The sequence below is a fragment of the Devosia faecipullorum genome (assembly GCF_015158295.1).
Lineage (GTDB): Bacteria > Pseudomonadota > Alphaproteobacteria > Rhizobiales > Devosiaceae > Devosia > Devosia faecipullorum.
The window spans coordinates 1-14,887 of sequence record NZ_JACDXV010000008.1 but is presented as its reverse complement, the minus strand read 5'-3'; the positions used below and the strand labels follow the sequence as shown (position 1 = coordinate 14,887).

The following is a 14,887-nucleotide window of genomic DNA, read 5'->3' as shown; positions in this document are numbered from 1 at the left end:
GGCGCTTCGATCGGACTGCCGAACTCCGTTTTGGGGTGCGTTGTCCGCTCCGCCGATCATGTCGTCGGCATGGGGTCGGGTGATAGGCGATGGAGGACTCTTCTTCCAGATCACAGACATCGCGGTCGATCCGGCCCATCAAGGCCTCGGGTTGGGCAAGTCCATCATGACCAGCCTGATGACACGCCTCGATGCCCTGGCTCCCGAAGGTGCCTATGTCAGCCTGATCGCTGACGGCGACGCACGTCATCTCTATGCACGCTTCGGCTTTGCGGAGACAGCACCTGCCTCGGTCGGCATGGCCATGGTTTTCAGACCCATCGAGGGCCAGCGCGACGATCACTGGGAAAAAACCGGCTGAGAAACGTCTTGACCTTCCCAGCGTTGGAAACCCCATATTCAGGTAACCATCAACCGAGGATGAACCGATGCATAATTTCCAAGTCGACGACATGACCTGCGGCCATTGCGCTTCGACGGTCGAAAAGGCGGTGAAGAGCGTCGATGCCGCTGCCCAGGTTAAAATCGACGTCAACACCCGCAAGGTCGAGATTCAGAGCGAAAAACCGGCGGATGCGTTCGTCGCCGCCATCGGCGAAGCTGGCTATACTGGCGAACTGCAGGTCTAGTCCTTTAGGCAGGCAGCGAACCTGCCTGCCGGCCCTTCTCCGAAAGCATGGTCAATCGATGCATCCAAGCGCTGCCGTCCTTCCGCTCCTCTTTATGACCGCGGCATTCGCGGGCGAGCATGCTCCGGCCCGACCGATCGCCGAGCTGTCTCACATCCATGGCGTGATGCTACCTGCCGGTTCGGACGACGTCCTGCTCGCCACGCACCATGGTCTCTATTCGGTGGACGCCGAGGGCATGGCGACAATGATCACTGCGACGGCTGACGACTTCATGGGCTTCACCACCTCGACCGATGGTAAGCTTTTCGCCAGCGGCCATCCCGCGTCGGGCGGCAACACAGGCGTGATCGGTGCCGACCATGCTGGGTCGGGCTGGATTTTACTCTCTCCCGGTGCGAACGGTCCGGTCGACTTCCACGCAATGACCGTCAGTCCTTCCGATCCGCAAACGCTCTACGGCTCGTACGGCGGCATACAGGCGAGCCGGAACGGCGGCCTGACATGGTCCGTCGCCGGTCCGGGTCCCGACGACCTCATCGATCTGGCCGCTGCCGCCGATGATCCCGGCCACCTCTATGCCGGAACCATAACAGGGCTCTACGAGAGCTTCGACTTCGGACGCTCCTGGGCTGCGGCGACTGACATTGCGATGCCGGTGACGGCGCTAGAAACGGCTCCTGACGGAACGGTATGGGGGTTCATCCCGAACCTCGGTCTTCACCGGCTGAACGGCAGCGATCTCGAGATGGCATCCCCGATCACCGATGCTGTCATCTTGCACATGGCATTCGATCCTGATGACCCCGCTCGGATGGTGGCAGTCACCTCGCATAGCGAGGTCCTTTCCAGCGGCAATGGCGGCAAGACATGGTCACCGCTCGTTCCATAGCGCTGCCGATCGCCCTTTCCTTGCTCATGGGCGTGGCCGATGGCCAGGAGCTGGATGGTAGGACCCTTTACTTGGACAATTGCGCCGCTTGCCACGGCGTCGAGCTCGAGGGTCAGCCGGACTGGATGGCTCGGCTGTCGAACGGTCGCCTGCCTGCACCTCCGCACGACGAGACGGGGCATACATGGCATCATTCCGACGCCCAGCTCTTCCGTATCGTCAAGGAAGGACTTGCAAGCATAGCTCCGGGCTATGAAACGGATATGCCAGCGTTCGGCGCCACCATGACGGATACGGAAATCACCGCTGTCCTCGACTATATCAAGAGTACATGGCCGGATCGGGTGCGCGAGTCCCAGGCGCAGCGGTCGCAATAGTCAGCGCATCTCCCGTTCACGGTCCGGGTGTGTCCGCCGATAGCGAAGATGCACCCGCGCCACGACCAAAGCGACGGTCGGCCAGAACATGGTGTTGACCACATCGACGATCGCCCCGCTGAAGTCGACTTCGTGAAACAAGTCGAGGGCCTCGTTGATCAGTTCAAAAGCTAACACCGACAACCAGGGCAGGACGCTCGTCGGCCCACGCCGGAAGACAAGGATGGCGATGACGTAGATGGCGAGGCCGAGATGGATGTGCAGCGCATCCCTGCTCAGGTTCAAGAAGTCGGTTGCCAATGTCTTGAGGTCGTTCAGCATGAATGGCGCCCTTCAGGCCTCTACAACATGTCCCGTGGACAACCCTTTGTCGTCACTGGAAGAATCAAGAAAAATGTTGTATTAGCCTCGGCTATGGTTGAGGCGCGAGAAGGCGAGCGCTTCCGAAGGAAGGCACCTCAACCATAGCCGAGCGCGCATGTTGCGCTCCTTGAGCGCAACAACGATCCGAAGGGCGCTCAATTGGACCTTGCCGACTTGGACCTTTATAGTCCTGGTGATCTTGGACAACATAATCTCTGACCTCTACGAGTTTACTAAGCACCTGATTTTGTAGCATAAAACGGGCTCAAAAGCAAACGGCTTGGGTCTTCGGCGTCTCGGTTTGGCAGGCGTCGTATGCAACTGCTTTCGTTGAATGCTCACCTAAAACCACACGGGCCGATGCGCTTCTCGATGGTCGGAGGAGCGCCGTGGGCGCTCCTCCTTGTTTGGCCGTTACTCGTTGGCGCCTTCGCCTTCCAGCCAGGCGACCATGTCGGCGATCTCCTGCTCCTGGGCATCGATCACCTTCTGGGCCATGTCCTTGGCCCACTGGTTGTCGCCATGTTCAAGCTCGGCCTTGGCCATGTTGATGGCACCCTGGTGGTGCGGGATCATCGAACAGACGAAAGCCACGTCGATGTCTTCCACCATCATGGAATCCATCATCTGCTTGTTGGTCTCGTCCATGCCGGCCATCAGGTCCATGTGGGCCTGATCCATCTCGTGGTCCATGTTCATCGACATGTCGCTCGACATGTCGCTCGACATGCCTTTGGCGGACTTGCAGATCTCCGGCAGTTCGGCGGCGCCTGCCTGGCTGCCGCCCATCGCGGACATATCGTGTCCCGCCATGGCATCCTGAGCCAAGACAGGAGCCGACATCGCAGCGAGGACGGTGGTGGCGAGAAGGGCGTTCTTGATGATGTTCATTCTAGTTGTTCCTTGATTTGAGAATTCGTTTCAGATGAGGTTCTGCTCAAGGAACTTCGGAGGTCGATCTATGCGGCCCCATGCCTGCCGCGGAATAACACCGAGCAGTCCGATGCCATGATCGGTCGCCGCATAGGCGGGCATGCTGGCGATGGCTGCGACCGGAAGCGCGGAAAGACAAAGTCCCATGCCGCAACAGACCACGACACCATGGGCATCGGAAAGGCAAGCGCCCTCACAGTCACCATGATCGGAGTGATGGTGAGCCATTGTCGTCCCAAGGGCAGGGGAGGATGCCATTGCACCGTGATGCATCGTCATGCTCACCACCACTGCGGCGATGACCATCGCTATCACGCGGATGCGCTGCCTTATGGCTGCCAGGAAAAACGGTTTGGGCATGAAGCTCCAACTCCTAGCCCTCCCCGGGGTTCCTGCGGAAGCGGTCAGAGGCAGCATCATTTCCTTCCGATATCCAGAAGATAGGTGGCCATGTCGTCGATGTGCTCGTCCAGAAGGAATTTCATGCTTCCATGGATCACCTCAGCCATCGATCCGCCGAGCACGTCCCCGCTCGGGGTGATGCCCGTGCGCATCGTCTCGACCAATGCCGGCTTGGTATATCCGTTGGCGGTCAGGTAGCGGGCGGTAAGCGGAGGCGACTTGCCCCCATCCTGCATCGCCGGATCACCCGTCAGCTCGAGCGAGCTCGGCAAACCGCCGAGGACGTTGCGCGGCGCATGGCAGGCGGCGCAATGGGCCGGTCCCCAGACCAGGTACTTCCCGCGGTTCCATTCGGGCGATCTCGTTTCGTCCGGAACGTACTCGACAGGGCTCTCGAAGAACGTGCGCCATGGCCTCAGGCCCGCCCTGACGTTGAATGGGAAGCTTACCTGGTGGGGAACGTCGGGCGTGCCCACTGCCGGCGTCGCACGCAGTGCGGCCCACAGGTCGGCCATGTCGCTGTCGGTCAACGTGGCATAGAACTCGTAAGGGAATGCCGGGTAATAGGGGTCACCATCAGGCGACACCCCTTCCCTGACGGCCCTCACGAACTGCTGGAACGACCAGGTGCCAATGCCCTGGGTCGGATCCGGCGTGATATTGGGTGCGTAGAAAGACCCGAACTTCGACACCAACGCGGCCCCTCCTGAAAGGGGCGGTGCCCCGGGCGCCGTGTGGCAGGTGATGCACCCGGAAAGGCGTGCAAGATAGGCGCCCCTCTTCGGATCGCCCTGAAGCTCGGCCACCGGGCGAGCACCGGCGACGGGCCAGGTCTCGAGCACGAGAACACCCAGCGCCGACAGCACAAGAAGTGCGACAAGGATCATCGGCAAGCGGTTCATGGCTCACCGACGAAAAGCGGTATGGCATGCCGCACAGGTGGCTGCGATGTCCGCATAGACTGCGGCGACGGGTCTCGCCTCTGATAACGGTTCACTGTTGGCATGGATCGAACCTGTGGTCGCCATGTCGATCGATGCTACCTGTTCGGTCGAAAGTCCCATCAGCCACTCGAAGTCCATCTGCTCCCACTGAGACAGCTGAGCTCTTACCGCCACCGGCTCAGGGGTCGGCATGCTCGGCGACTTTACGAGCTCATCGGCGGACGTACCCAGTTCGGTACCAAGCTCGGCCAACCGATCGGCATAGTCTGAGAACGTCTGCCAATTCGCCCATATCTCGGGCTTGGCCTCAGACGGCCCCTCGATGCTTCCTTGGGGGAACAGATCGGTCATGGACCGGCCGGCATGCATCTTGATCATTTCGGCGGCTGTGGCGATGGCCTGCACGTCCGCTTGAGTGGGCTGCGATGCGATGGGAGCCAGCAGTTTGATCTGCTCGCTCAGCATCATCATGCCCGCCATCCGCTCGCCTACTATGCCCGTGGCGCCGCCATGCGCGAACACCGAAGCGGCGCCCGCGAGCAACAACCCTGAGGCAAGGAGCCTCGGGTCAACTCGATTCATCTTCATTTGTCGTGGTCCAGGTTGCTGAATGCCGCAGGTGCGGCCGCCGTTTTGAGTGGCTCAGCTACGAGGAGGTCGAAGGTCTTCGATGGCCAAGGACAGAGGAATGTCCGTCTCCTGGTCAAAATAGACCACCGAAGCCACTTTTACCTGGCACGACAGACTCACCGGTTCGATCCCAAGTATGGGCGCACCGCAATGGACGGCGGCATCACCAGGAAGATGCGAATGATCCGAAGTGTGCGAGGAGGGAGAATAATTGTGAGCGGCCTCAACAGTTGCGACGTCGAAAGGCCGGGCGTCGTCCGCATGCACGGAGACTGCTCCGAGCAGCAGGACCATCAGCAGGGCCAGCATGTTGACGAGGCAGCTTAGCGGCTTCAACGGCGAATCTTTCCTAACGCGGCGTCCCTTGGACGATGGCATTGTGACCTTCCCATGGCGCAAGGACAACTTGGAAGAGCCATGATCAAGTGATCCTCGCGGAGCGCAGCCGCAGCGAATTTGCGATGACGCTTACTGACGACAGAGCCATGGCTGCCGCGGCGATCGCAGGCGACAGGGTCAGACCGAAAAAAGGGTAGAGCAAGCCTGCCGCCACCGGGATGCCGGCGGCATTGTAGACGAAGGCCAGGAACAGGTTCTGCCGAATGTTGCCCATCGTCGCCCGCGACAGCCGGATGGCCTTGGCGATGCCGACCAGGTCTCCGTTCAGCAGCGTGACCCCGGCACTTTCCATCGCCACATCGGTGCCGGTGCCCATTGCGATGCCGACGTCCGCCGCGGCCAAGGCCGGTGCATCGTTGACGCCGTCGCCGGCCATGGCCACCACCCTGCGTCCGTTTCGCAGGCCGCTGACCACGTCGCCTTTCCGCTCCGGCAGCACGTCGGCCTCGACCTCCGTGATCCCCAACTCGTGCGCCACAGCTGCTGCCGTGACCGAATTGTCCCCGGTGAGCATGACCACGCGGATGCCCTCCCGCTTGAGCTCTGCCAAGGCAGCTGGCGTTGTCTCCCGGACAGGATCGGAAATCCCGATGGCGCCAGCTACCCGACCGCTAATGCTCACCAGCACCACCGTTGCGCCTGCGTTGCGGATCTCATCGGCACGGCCCTGGAGGATGTCGGACGCCATGCCCTCGGAAGCTAGATACTTGGCGCTGCCGACCATGATGCGGCGTCCATCGACCGTTCCGGTGATGCCCTTGCCGACCGGCGAGTTCACGTCCTGCGGCTCCGCAAGCACGAGCTGCCGTTCGTCCGCTGCTGCGACGATGGCGTCGGCAAGGGGATGCTCGCTCGCCCGCTCGAGGCTGGCGGCCGCGGCCAACAGCGAGGTTTCGTCAAAACCGGCGGCGGGTAGGATGTGCGTGACCTTGGGACGCCCCTCGGTAAGCGTGCCGGTCTTGTCCACCACCAGGGTGTTGACCCTTTCCAGCCGCTCGAGTGCTTCGGCATTCTTGACCAGGAGACCCAGTTGGGCCCCCTTCCCCACACCGACCATGATCGACATCGGCGTCGCCAGCCCCAATGCGCATGGACAGGCGATGATCAACACCGATACGGCAGCGACCAGTGCATGGGCGAAGGTCGGCTCCGGACCCCATATCATCCAAGCGATGAAAGCTAAGGCCGCGATGGCGATGACGATGGGGACAAACCAGCCGGAGACTTGATCGGCGAGACGCTGGATCGGTGCACGGGACCGCTGTGCGGCGGCGACCATGCCGACTATCCTCGATAGCATGGTGTCCCTGCCGACACCCGTGGCCTCCATGACGAAGCCGCCCGAGCGGTTGACAGTGCCGGCGATGAGCTTGGATCCCTTCTCCTTGGTCACGGGCATCGACTCGCCCGTTAGCATGGACTCGTCAATGGCGCTTCGCCCGTCGAGGACGACGCCGTCCACCGGCACCTTCTCCCCGGGGCGGACACGTAGCCGGTCACCGACGACCACCGCATCGATCTCAATCTCCTCGTCAAACCCTGCGGCGGTGATGCGTCGTGCGGTTTTGGGTACGAGCCCGAGCAACGCCCTAATGGCACCCGAGGTCTTTTCCCTGGCCCTCAGCTCGAGCACCTGCCCCAACAGGGCTAGTGCCGTGATGACGGCAGCTGCCTCGAAATAGACCGGCACTGCGCCATCCATGTCGCGCATGGTGTGCGGGAAGATGCCGGGCAGCAGCGTGGCGACAACAGAGTAAATCCAAGCCACGCCGATGCCCAAGGCGATTAGGGTGAACATGTTGAGGCTGCGATTCCGGATTGAGGCTATGCCGCGCTCAAAGAATGGCCATCCGGCCCAAAGCACCACCGGGGTCGCGAGGAACAGCTGTATCCAGTTCAAGGCTTGGCCGGAGATCCACATGTGGAGGTCGACTGCATGGGCGGTCATCTCGAGCACGAAGACAGGCACCGCCAGCGCTGCGCCGAACGAGAACCGCCGGTTCATGTCCCGCAATTCGGGACTTGGTTCTTCGTACGCTGTTGGCAGCTCCGGCTCGAGGGCCATGCCGCAGATCGGGCAAGAACCGGGTGCGTCCCGCCGGATCTCGGGGTGCATCGGACACGTCCACACGGTACCCGCGGGTGCTTTTCGTTCCTTTAAGTTTGGGGAGGCATTGAGATAGCTGTCCGGATCGGCGATAAATTTGGAGCGGCACACCTCCGAGCAGAAGTAGTAGGTCTCGCCCTGGTAGGAGAAGTTATGCTTGGCGGTCGACGGGTCCATCGTCATTCCGCACACCGGGTCCTTGATCAAGGCGGAAGCACTGCCTGGTGCTAGGTTTTCATGGCCATGATGGTCGTCATTCTCATGGTGATGGGCTGACACGATCTGCCTCCTGTTTCGTTCAGGATGCTCCTTGCCACGGTGGGAAGGTCAACCCCTACCCTCATCTCGATCAGGCGAGCGATCACCCCTGAGACATCGGGGACGAAACCATAGCCCCTATACGGCCGCATCACACTTCAGAGCGTCAACCCTGACCGGTCCGATCGATCGAAAGGCAGATCAAGATCGCTCTCGGGATACAGTGCCATGAAGGCATTAGCCATGGCCTGCACGTGTTCAAGATCGGTATGTGCACCAGACGTCCGCGTAGATGTCTCAGAAGGCTGACAAACGTAAGCCAAAAGTTCTTGGCGATGCCGTGCCACCACGAGTTTAAGTTTGTGGGCGGCAGCAGCGGCTGGGGCCTCTTCGCCGATGATCCGTTTCACTACTGCAATCGCATGAATCGCATCCGCGTCCTTCGGTTTGGCATCGAAGTACCGAGCCGCCCACCAATCCTGGACCAAAGCGAAATTGCCGTCCTTGAACTCGATGCGATATGGACCTTCGAATGATTTCGAATTGCCTGCTGGGTCCTTCCAGCTCGCGATGGCGGTGACGAAGTCGTCCTTTTTCAGTCTGCGTTTGTGGCTATCGGCCCGAAGAACGATCAAGACGCCTTCGTCTTCCCACTGCGCCAAAATCTTGTTTTCGTAGTCGTACGGTTCCAGTGCAACGATGTCGTCCGCGTTCATGGTGATCTCCTTGTCTCTTGAGGATACGGCGCAATGGCGCAAGACACATCCAGCGAGAACGAGGCTCATGATCGGGTAACCCTGGTCCGATATGGTGACGCGGAACTGAACAGGACTCCCATGCCCGCTCGCCTTCTTCAACTCGTCACGGCCATGATCGTAGCCGTATTCCTTGTCGGCTGCAGCCAGTTCGTCGGCGACAATCGTCACAACGTTCCATTGCCGAAGGGACTGGTGGACCAGATGGCGGCGATCGGTTCCTCGCCTACCGAACCGATGATGATCCGGGTGTTCAAGGAGAGTTCCGAGCTCGAGGTGTGGAAGCGCACCCACACCGGCCGGTACGCCCTGCTCAAGACCTATCCGATCTGCAAATGGTCGGGTGCGCTCGGACCCAAGATCCAGGAAGGCGACTACCAATCGCCGGAAGGCTTCTACGACGTGACCCCAGCCCTGATGAACCCGAAGTCGAACTACTTCCTGTCGTTCAACGTGGGTTTCCCGAACAAGTTCGACCAGGCTTGGGGACGCACCGGCAGCTACCTGATGATCCACGGCGACTGCAAGTCGGTGGGTTGCTACGCCATGACCGACGACGGCATCAAGGAACTCTACGCCCTGGTTCGCGAGAGCTTCAGGGGCGGCAATCGGTCCGTGCAGCTGCAGTTGCTGCCATTCCGCATGACGGAGGCAAACCTCGCGCGGCACGCCGCCAGCCCCCATGTCCCCTTCTGGCGCAACCTCAAGGAGGGCACGGACATCTTCGACCGCACGCTGCAGTTGCCGGCGGTTGACGTGTGCGAGAAGCGTTACGTGTTCAACCGCACGGGCGCCGCTCTGCTCGATCCCAACGGAACCTGCCCCGTCGCGCCGCTCTCGACCATGGCCGCCCTTTGATGGGTTAGGGGCGCCCGGCACCGGGGGCGGTACGGCCCGCGAAGGCGCCGGTGATGGTCGCCATCAGCAGCATGACGACGCCGGCGGTGATGCCGACGTCGGCCAGGTTGAAGGTGGGGAAGTGCCAGCCGCCCGCGTGCAGGTCGATGAAGTCGGTGACCGCGCCATCGGGAATGCGGTCGACGAGATTGCCCAGTGCCCCGCCCAGGATGGCGGCGTAGCCAAAGCGCTCGAGTCGTCCACGGCTCCTGTGCCACAGCCAGGCGACCACCGCGGACACCACGAGGGTCACGAGGACGATGGCCCACCAGCCCCCGGGCCCGTCCGCGGCGAACATGCCAAAGCTCACGCCGGTATTGAATCCCAGGGTAAGGTTCAAAACCGGCAGCACCGGCACGCCAGCCCCGTCGAGGTACATCAGGGCGGCCTCCTTGGTGGAGGCGTCCACGCCGATGACGCCCAGAACGAGGAAGAGCGAGGAGTCGCGATTGCTCATCGGCCAGCCTGCCGTAGGTCAGACCTCGCATCACGGATGATCGACCAAGCGGACTGCAGGAACAGGCCGGCCACCGCGAAGGCGACGATCAGGTCCGGCCACTGCGACCCGGTCCACCAGACCGCACCCGCGGCGGCAACCACGGCGAGGTTGCCGATGGCGTCGTTGCGGGAGAACAGCCAAACCGCTCGCATGTTGGCGTCGCCCTTGCGGTGCGGGATAAGTACCACTGCGGCCAGCACGTTGACCATGAACGCCACCAGCGCGAAGCCGCCCATCAAGAGGCTCTCGGGCTGGTGCTCGATGAAGACCCTATAGAGCGTCGACGCGACGACGCCCAAACCGAGCAGGCCGAGAAAGATGCCCTGCAGCAGGGCCGCCTTCGCCCGGGCGGCAAGTCCCCAGCCAACGGCGATCAGGCCCAGGAACGAAATGAGCCCGTCGCCAAGGAAGTCGAGCGAGTCGGCCTGCAGCGCCTGGGAGCCGGCGATGAAGCTGCCGGCGATCTCGACGATGCCGTAGCCGACATTGAGCAGCACGACGATCCAGAGAGCCCGCTTGTAGGCCGGCGTGACGTGCGAGAGGTCCGGAATGTGATCGTCGTCGCCCTCCTCGTCGTGGTCGTGCTCGGAGTTCGCCCCCTTCTGCCCGCCGATCCGGTCGAGCTGGTAACCGAGGTCCGTTACTGCGGTCTCGAGCAGCGGCAAGCGCCGACCGGGATCGTCCACCTCGAGCGTCATGATCTGGGAGGCGATGGAGACCTTGACGTCCTGGATACCGTCCACCTTGCGGGCGGCCCCTTCGATCTTGGCGGCGCAGGACGAGCAGTCCATGCCAGTGACTTGGTAGCGTACGGTTTCGGCAGCAGCGCTCATGCCTTTGCTCCTTCTTGAGACGATTTGGTGCAGAGGCTACAACCTGTAGTCACTACAGGAGCAAGCAGGAAATGCAGATAGGGGATCTCTCCCGCCACGCGGGGGTCAATATCGAGACCATCCGCTACTACGAACGAGCGGGCGTGCTGCCCGTACCGGCCAGACAGGGCAACGGGCGCCGCATCTATGGCGAGGCGGACGTCCGCCGTCTCGGATTCATCCGCCACGCCCGCGATCTCGGCTTCGACCTGCAGTCCGTCCGCACCTTGTTGGCTTTGCAGGAACAGCCCGAGGCCTCCTGCACCGATGCCAGTCGAATCGCACAGGCTCAACTGGACGAGGTCGAACGTCGCCTGGCGCAGTTGCAGAGCCTGCGAGCAGAATTGTCGCGGATGGTCGCCGAATGCCGGAAAGGGGTCGTCGCTGAATGTCGTGTCATCGAAGCGCTCAACACCTCGCCGTTCTGATCGCGGTCGCCTTGGCGGGAGCGGCGGGGGCGGCCCTTGCCGAGGACGCTTCCGGCAGGCAGGTCTATGTCGAACATTGCGCAAGCTGCCATGGCGCGAACCTCGAAGGTCAGCCGAACTGGAAGCAGCGGCTGCCGACCGGGCGCCTGCCGGCACCGCCCCACGACGCGACCGGCCACACCTGGCATCATTCCGACCGGCAATTATTCCGGATCGTCAAGGAAGGGCCGGCGGCCATGATGTCCGGCTACGAGACCGACATGCCGGGCTTCGGTGCGGTGCTCGACGACGCCGAGATCGCAGCCGTGCTCGACTACATCAAGAGCACCTGGCCCGAACGCCAGCGCGACGTGCAGGCCGCCAAGTCCGCTTCGGACCCGCTCCAACCATAGACGAAGCCGTCAGGCCGCGGCGTTGGCGGCGACCGGAAGGGCTCGCTTGTGGGCGGTCGCGCGATAGGCGTTCACGATCCGATCGCGGGCGAAATCGGGAACCGCCCTGCCTTCGAGGAAATCGTCGATCTGGTCGTAGGTCACCCCATAGGCGTCCTCGTCTGGCCGCAAAGGGGCATTGTCCTCGAGATCCGCCGTAGGCACCTTGAACACCAGCTCCGACGGTACACCGAGGTGGGCTGCTATGGCGCGGACCCTTCGCTTGTTCAGGCCGGCGAGCGGCAGGATGTCGGCGGCGCCGTCGCCGAACTTGGTGAAGAAGCCCATGACCGCCTCGGCGGCATGGTCGGTGCCGATGACGAGGCCCTTGAGACCTCCTGCCAGGGCGTACTGAGCGATCATGCGCTGCCTCGCCTTGACGTTGCCGAGGACGAAATCCTCCTGGGCTGCGTCGTTCGGCACGAACCCGGCGGATTTTACCTGTTGCCACATGGCGTCCGCAGCCGGCTTGATGTTGACGGTGAAGGTCTGGTCAGGATTGATCGCCGCCAACGCCGCCCGGGCGTCCTTCTCGTCTGCCTGCGTACCGTAGGGAAGTCTTACCGCGACAAACCGGGCTTCATGCCCTTCCGCCCTCAGTTCACGGGCGGCCCGCTGCGCGAGCAAGGCCGCCGTGGTGGAATCGATGCCGCCGCTGATGCCCAGGACATAGGTGGCAAGCCGGGAGCGCACGAGGTAATCCTTGAGGAACGCCACCCGTCTCTCCGCTTCGGCAAGCGCATCGAACGTCGGAGCGACGCCCAATTCGGCCATGATCTGGGCTTGCGTGCTCATCGTCCTGGCTTCCTTTCATCCGTCCTGTTCATGGTCTGGACGCCCCGATCCAAGGAGCGGTTCATCTACATGTCACCCTGCAGTCGCCCGATGAACATGGACCAGTAGATTTCGGCAGCTCCCTCGAGCGTGAGGTGCTCCTCGCGTTGGCCTCCGAACGATCGCATGCCCATGCTGCGCAGGAACATCGACTGCTCGTCGGCATCTACCCTGAGGTTCTCGTTATAGCCGTTCGACTCCATGGTTTCCCCTTCGACATAGCTGATGCCGTTTGTGGAGAACTCGCCGCCCATGAAGATCGTGCAGCGGGTGATGGCCTTGCCGCCTCGGTAAACCGCCGCGGTAAAACGGTTGGAGTCGGTCCGCCGGAAATCGCCGTCGATGCCGTCGTTGCGCTGGCTTAGCTCCGCCAAAGAATTCTCGAAGTATTTGGCCAGGAACTCGAAGGCCTCCACCCTGAAACGATCCTTATCTCGATCCGTGAAGCTCTTGGCCAGACGCAGATTGCTCGATCTCGGACCCGCCGCAACCGCAGTCGTGGACGCGACCAATCTTGTGGGCTCCGGGTGGGTTCGGACCGAGTCGGCGAATCGCTCCGCTGCTTTCCTGATGTCCTTGACCACGTCCAGCATGGCCACGTCCCGGTCTGGCCATTGCGTCACCGGCTTGCCGTCCGAAGGTGTGGCCCGCAACTTGCCGAAGGGAGCATGGTGCCATTCGCAGGGGCGAAGGATGACGGGAATAACGATGGCTTCACCTCTGGCCTGCCGGTCCAAGGCAACGGTCATCTCCTTGTCGTAGCAGTAGTCCGATGCCAGGAAGTCTGGGCTTACCAGCAGAAGCACTATCTCGGCACTTTCCAGTTCCGCACTGATCGAACCGCCGAGTTCCTCCCCTGCAACGATACGTCGGTCGTGCCACGTCTCGATCACGCCCTGGCGTTTCAGCATGGCCAACTGGGTCTCCAGTTGATCGCGGAGCATTTCGTCACGATGGGAGTAGGAAAAGAACACTGTGGTCATGGCTGCTTCTGGACACGCGTTGAGGAACGAATCAGGCGTCGTGCTGGTGGTGCTTGCACTTGCCATGATCGGCAAGGATCTCGATGACCTGGCAGCTCTCGACCCGACCATGCGAGCAGCCTTCCACCATCCGCTCTAGCTCGGCCTCGAGTGCCTTGAGGCTGGCGATCTTGTCCTTCACTTCGACCAGACGAGCCCTGGCGATGGTGTCGGCGTCGGCACATGACTGATCCGGACGATCCTGTAGGTCGAGGAGCGTTCTGATCTGGTCGATCTCGAAGCCCAGCTCACGGGAATGCCGGATGAAGGTCAGGCGCTCGGCATCCTTGTGGTGGTAGGTGCGGCGGTTCCCTTCGGTGCGCGGCGGAGCCGGCAGCAACCCGATCTGCTCGTAGTACCGGATGGTGGGGATCTTGACCCCCGTTGCCTCTGAAACTTTCCCGATCGCGATGCCGTGACTCATTTCCGCTTGCTCCTATAGTGACTGGAGGATGTACGGCAATGATGGAGAATTCAAGGAGTCGCTGCCGATGGAGGCAAGGATTGGAACCACACGCTTCAAGGTGGACGGTATGGATTGCGCCAGCTGTGCTTCAAAAGTGGATACCGCCGCACGTCGCATTCAAGGAGTCGAGGACGTATCCGTCTCCGTCGTTTCGGGCACCATGTCGGTGAAGCACTCAGACGGCGCCGATCTCGCCGATCTTGCCCGACGTGTCTCCAACCAAGCCTCCATCCAGCTGGTCGATGCCGATAGACGGTTCTTCGGCACCCTTGCTGCCGAGGAAGGCTTCGACGTCAAGTTGGCCAAGGTTCGCCGCATCATCGGCGAGGGATAACACCCTTCCCAGCGTCACCTCACGGCACGATCGGGAACCTCACGGCTAGCGGAGGACCCGATGCACGCCTTCGGGTTCGTCTTCGCCACTAAACCTGACGCCGGCACGCTCCAAGGCCTCTTTCATGGCCACGACGCTGGTAGGCATCACCCTGTCGCCACCGTTCTCGTAGGCCGCCACTGTCCGGCGACCGATGCCGCTGTGGCCCGCAAGCTCCTGCTGGCTCCAGTCGAGGAGGGCTCGTCCCGCCCGGATCTGGGCGGGAGTTGGCCGGTTCTGATGTTCGCTCTGTCCGTCGTCAGATCATTTGGCGCAGTTTGGGTCTTGGATTAGCGGAGTATCGGCCTCGTCTTTGGGTTGATGTTATGCGGCGAGCTTGCGGTGCTGCAAGCGCCGATGCTGGATGGTTTGTCGT

General features: G+C 61.9%; 21 protein-coding genes and 1 pseudogene. 8 read left to right on the top strand and 14 right to left on the bottom strand.

Annotated elements, in window-relative coordinates:
- Window positions 1-58: 58 nt before the first annotated feature.
- From H0482_RS14725 to H0482_RS14710, 4 genes are all read left to right on the top strand, one after another.
- Complete coding sequence (locus H0482_RS14725; RefSeq protein WP_328769773.1) at window positions 59-361, top strand: GNAT family N-acetyltransferase; 303 nt, start codon at window positions 59-61, stop codon at window positions 359-361.
- A 67-nt stretch (window positions 362-428) separates the two neighbouring features.
- The gene (locus tag H0482_RS14720; RefSeq protein WP_193730830.1) at window positions 429-629 is read left to right on the top strand and encodes a heavy-metal-associated domain-containing protein; all 201 of its coding nucleotides are present in this window, start codon (window positions 429-431) and stop codon (window positions 627-629) included.
- Window positions 630-723: 94 nt separating this feature from the next.
- On the top strand, window positions 724-1,521 hold the full coding sequence (locus tag H0482_RS14715; RefSeq protein WP_193730829.1) for a WD40/YVTN/BNR-like repeat-containing protein: 798 nt from the start codon (window positions 724-726) through the stop codon (window positions 1,519-1,521).
- On the top strand, window positions 1,500-1,898 hold the full coding sequence (locus H0482_RS14710; RefSeq protein ID WP_084587675.1) for a c-type cytochrome: 399 nt from the start codon (window positions 1,500-1,502) through the stop codon (window positions 1,896-1,898). The genes H0482_RS14715 and H0482_RS14710 overlap by 22 nt, the downstream gene beginning before the upstream one ends.
- Here H0482_RS14710 and H0482_RS14705 read toward each other — a convergent pair whose 3' ends face one another.
- The 8 genes from H0482_RS14705 to H0482_RS14670 form a co-directional block, all read right to left on the bottom strand.
- Complete coding sequence (locus tag H0482_RS14705; RefSeq protein WP_193730828.1) at window positions 1,899-2,219, bottom strand: hypothetical protein; 321 nt, start codon at window positions 2,217-2,219, stop codon at window positions 1,899-1,901.
- Window positions 2,220-2,675: 456 nt separating this feature from the next.
- Window positions 2,676-3,152, bottom strand: a complete 477-nt coding sequence (locus tag H0482_RS14700; protein ID WP_230989676.1) for a DUF305 domain-containing protein — start codon at window positions 3,150-3,152, stop codon at window positions 2,676-2,678.
- 30 nt (window positions 3,153-3,182) lie between these two features.
- Window positions 3,183-3,554, bottom strand: coding sequence for a hypothetical protein (locus H0482_RS14695; protein ID WP_193730827.1), 372 nt, complete (start codon window positions 3,552-3,554; stop codon window positions 3,183-3,185).
- A 56-nt stretch (window positions 3,555-3,610) separates the two neighbouring features.
- Window positions 3,611-4,498, bottom strand: coding sequence for a c-type cytochrome (locus H0482_RS14690; RefSeq protein ID WP_193730826.1), 888 nt, complete (start codon window positions 4,496-4,498; stop codon window positions 3,611-3,613).
- A 3-nt stretch (window positions 4,499-4,501) separates the two neighbouring features.
- Window positions 4,502-5,128: a cytochrome c gene (locus H0482_RS14685; RefSeq protein ID WP_193730825.1), complete on the bottom strand. Its 627-nt coding sequence runs from the start codon at window positions 5,126-5,128 to the stop codon at window positions 4,502-4,504.
- A gap of 54 nt (window positions 5,129-5,182) precedes the next feature.
- Entirely contained in the window at window positions 5,183-5,548 is a 366-nt protein-coding gene (locus tag H0482_RS14680; RefSeq protein ID WP_193730824.1) for a hypothetical protein, read from the bottom strand.
- A 43-nt stretch (window positions 5,549-5,591) separates the two neighbouring features.
- Window positions 5,592-7,955 (bottom strand): heavy metal translocating P-type ATPase, encoded by a 2,364-nt coding sequence (locus tag H0482_RS14675; protein WP_330998276.1) that lies wholly within the window; start codon window positions 7,953-7,955, stop codon window positions 5,592-5,594.
- Between the two features lie 137 nt (window positions 7,956-8,092).
- The gene (locus H0482_RS14670) at window positions 8,093-8,650 is read right to left on the bottom strand and encodes a hypothetical protein (protein ID WP_035083857.1); all 558 of its coding nucleotides are present in this window, start codon (window positions 8,648-8,650) and stop codon (window positions 8,093-8,095) included.
- Between the two features lie 33 nt (window positions 8,651-8,683).
- On the opposite strand from H0482_RS14670, the gene H0482_RS16985 reads away from it, so the two are divergent.
- Window positions 8,684-9,547, top strand: a complete 864-nt coding sequence (locus tag H0482_RS16985; RefSeq protein WP_330998275.1) for a murein L,D-transpeptidase family protein — start codon at window positions 8,684-8,686, stop codon at window positions 9,545-9,547.
- Between the two features lie 4 nt (window positions 9,548-9,551).
- On the opposite strand, the gene lspA is transcribed toward H0482_RS16985, so the two are convergent.
- Both lspA and H0482_RS14655 read right to left on the bottom strand, forming a co-directional pair.
- Window positions 9,552-10,043 (bottom strand): signal peptidase II, encoded by a 492-nt coding sequence (gene lspA / locus H0482_RS14660; protein WP_035083859.1) that lies wholly within the window; start codon window positions 10,041-10,043, stop codon window positions 9,552-9,554.
- Window positions 10,040-10,918 (bottom strand): cation transporter, encoded by an 879-nt coding sequence (locus H0482_RS14655; protein ID WP_230989675.1) that lies wholly within the window; start codon window positions 10,916-10,918, stop codon window positions 10,040-10,042. Before H0482_RS14655 ends, lspA begins: the two co-directional genes overlap by 4 nt.
- Window positions 10,919-10,989: 71 nt before the next feature.
- On the opposite strand from H0482_RS14655, the gene H0482_RS14650 reads away from it, so the two are divergent.
- Both H0482_RS14650 and H0482_RS14645 read left to right on the top strand, forming a co-directional pair.
- On the top strand, window positions 10,990-11,385 hold the full coding sequence (locus H0482_RS14650; RefSeq protein WP_035083863.1) for a MerR family transcriptional regulator: 396 nt from the start codon (window positions 10,990-10,992) through the stop codon (window positions 11,383-11,385).
- Window positions 11,346-11,777, top strand: coding sequence for a c-type cytochrome (locus tag H0482_RS14645; protein ID WP_035083864.1), 432 nt, complete (start codon window positions 11,346-11,348; stop codon window positions 11,775-11,777). Before H0482_RS14650 ends, H0482_RS14645 begins: the two co-directional genes overlap by 40 nt.
- Window positions 11,778-11,786: 9 nt before the next feature.
- On the opposite strand, the gene nadE is transcribed toward H0482_RS14645, so the two are convergent.
- From nadE to H0482_RS14630, 3 genes are all read right to left on the bottom strand, one after another.
- Window positions 11,787-12,611, bottom strand: coding sequence for an ammonia-dependent NAD(+) synthetase (nadE, locus tag H0482_RS14640; protein WP_035083866.1), 825 nt, complete (start codon window positions 12,609-12,611; stop codon window positions 11,787-11,789).
- A gap of 65 nt (window positions 12,612-12,676) precedes the next feature.
- Entirely contained in the window at window positions 12,677-13,633 is a 957-nt protein-coding gene (locus tag H0482_RS14635) for a toll/interleukin-1 receptor domain-containing protein (RefSeq protein WP_193730823.1), read from the bottom strand.
- A gap of 31 nt (window positions 13,634-13,664) precedes the next feature.
- Entirely contained in the window at window positions 13,665-14,096 is a 432-nt protein-coding gene (locus tag H0482_RS14630) for a MerR family transcriptional regulator (RefSeq protein WP_193730822.1), read from the bottom strand.
- 79 nt (window positions 14,097-14,175) lie between these two features.
- Between H0482_RS14630 and H0482_RS16675 the strand changes: the two are divergent.
- Window positions 14,176-14,352 (top strand): annotated as a pseudogene (locus tag H0482_RS16675) (cation transporter); the annotation flags it as partial.
- A 165-nt stretch (window positions 14,353-14,517) separates the two neighbouring features.
- On the opposite strand, the gene H0482_RS17040 reads toward H0482_RS16675, so the two are convergent.
- A complete protein-coding gene (locus H0482_RS17040) occupies window positions 14,518-14,727 on the bottom strand; it encodes a helix-turn-helix domain-containing protein (RefSeq protein ID WP_407925744.1) in 210 nt (69 codons plus the stop codon).
- Window positions 14,728-14,887 lie beyond the last annotated feature (160 nt).

Bases quoted from the DNA above. Each gene is read 5' to 3' on its own strand.
- H0482_RS14725 (WP_328769773.1), top strand. From the start codon at position 59: ATGTCGTCGGCATGGGGTCGGGTGATAGGCGATGGAGGACTCTTCTTC.
- H0482_RS14720 (WP_193730830.1), top strand. From the start codon at position 429: ATGCATAATTTCCAAGTCGACGACATGACCTGCGGCCATTGCGCTTCG.
- H0482_RS14715 (WP_193730829.1), top strand. From the start codon at position 724: ATGACCGCGGCATTCGCGGGCGAGCATGCTCCGGCCCGACCGATCGCC.
- H0482_RS14710 (WP_084587675.1), top strand. From the start codon at position 1,500: ATGGTCACCGCTCGTTCCATAGCGCTGCCGATCGCCCTTTCCTTGCTC.
- H0482_RS14705 (WP_193730828.1), bottom strand. From the start codon at position 2,219: ATGCTGAACGACCTCAAGACATTGGCAACCGACTTCTTGAACCTGAGC.
- H0482_RS14700 (WP_230989676.1), bottom strand. From the start codon at position 3,152: ATGAACATCATCAAGAACGCCCTTCTCGCCACCACCGTCCTCGCTGCG.
- H0482_RS14695 (WP_193730827.1), bottom strand. From the start codon at position 3,554: ATGCCCAAACCGTTTTTCCTGGCAGCCATAAGGCAGCGCATCCGCGTG.
- H0482_RS14690 (WP_193730826.1), bottom strand. From the start codon at position 4,498: ATGAACCGCTTGCCGATGATCCTTGTCGCACTTCTTGTGCTGTCGGCG.
- H0482_RS14685 (WP_193730825.1), bottom strand. From the start codon at position 5,128: ATGAAGATGAATCGAGTTGACCCGAGGCTCCTTGCCTCAGGGTTGTTG.
- H0482_RS14680 (WP_193730824.1), bottom strand. From the start codon at position 5,548: ATGCCATCGTCCAAGGGACGCCGCGTTAGGAAAGATTCGCCGTTGAAG.
- H0482_RS14670 (WP_035083857.1), bottom strand. From the start codon at position 8,650: ATGAACGCGGACGACATCGTTGCACTGGAACCGTACGACTACGAAAAC.
- H0482_RS16985 (WP_330998275.1), top strand. From the start codon at position 8,684: ATGGCGCAAGACACATCCAGCGAGAACGAGGCTCATGATCGGGTAACC.
- lspA (WP_035083859.1), bottom strand. From the start codon at position 10,043: ATGAGCAATCGCGACTCCTCGCTCTTCCTCGTTCTGGGCGTCATCGGC.
- H0482_RS14655 (WP_230989675.1), bottom strand. From the start codon at position 10,918: ATGAGCGCTGCTGCCGAAACCGTACGCTACCAAGTCACTGGCATGGAC.
- H0482_RS14650 (WP_035083863.1), top strand. From the start codon at position 10,990: ATGCAGATAGGGGATCTCTCCCGCCACGCGGGGGTCAATATCGAGACC.
- H0482_RS14645 (WP_035083864.1), top strand. From the start codon at position 11,346: ATGTCGTGTCATCGAAGCGCTCAACACCTCGCCGTTCTGATCGCGGTC.
- nadE (WP_035083866.1), bottom strand. From the start codon at position 12,611: ATGAGCACGCAAGCCCAGATCATGGCCGAATTGGGCGTCGCTCCGACG.
- H0482_RS14635 (WP_193730823.1), bottom strand. From the start codon at position 13,633: ATGACCACAGTGTTCTTTTCCTACTCCCATCGTGACGAAATGCTCCGC.
- H0482_RS14630 (WP_193730822.1), bottom strand. From the start codon at position 14,096: ATGAGTCACGGCATCGCGATCGGGAAAGTTTCAGAGGCAACGGGGGTC.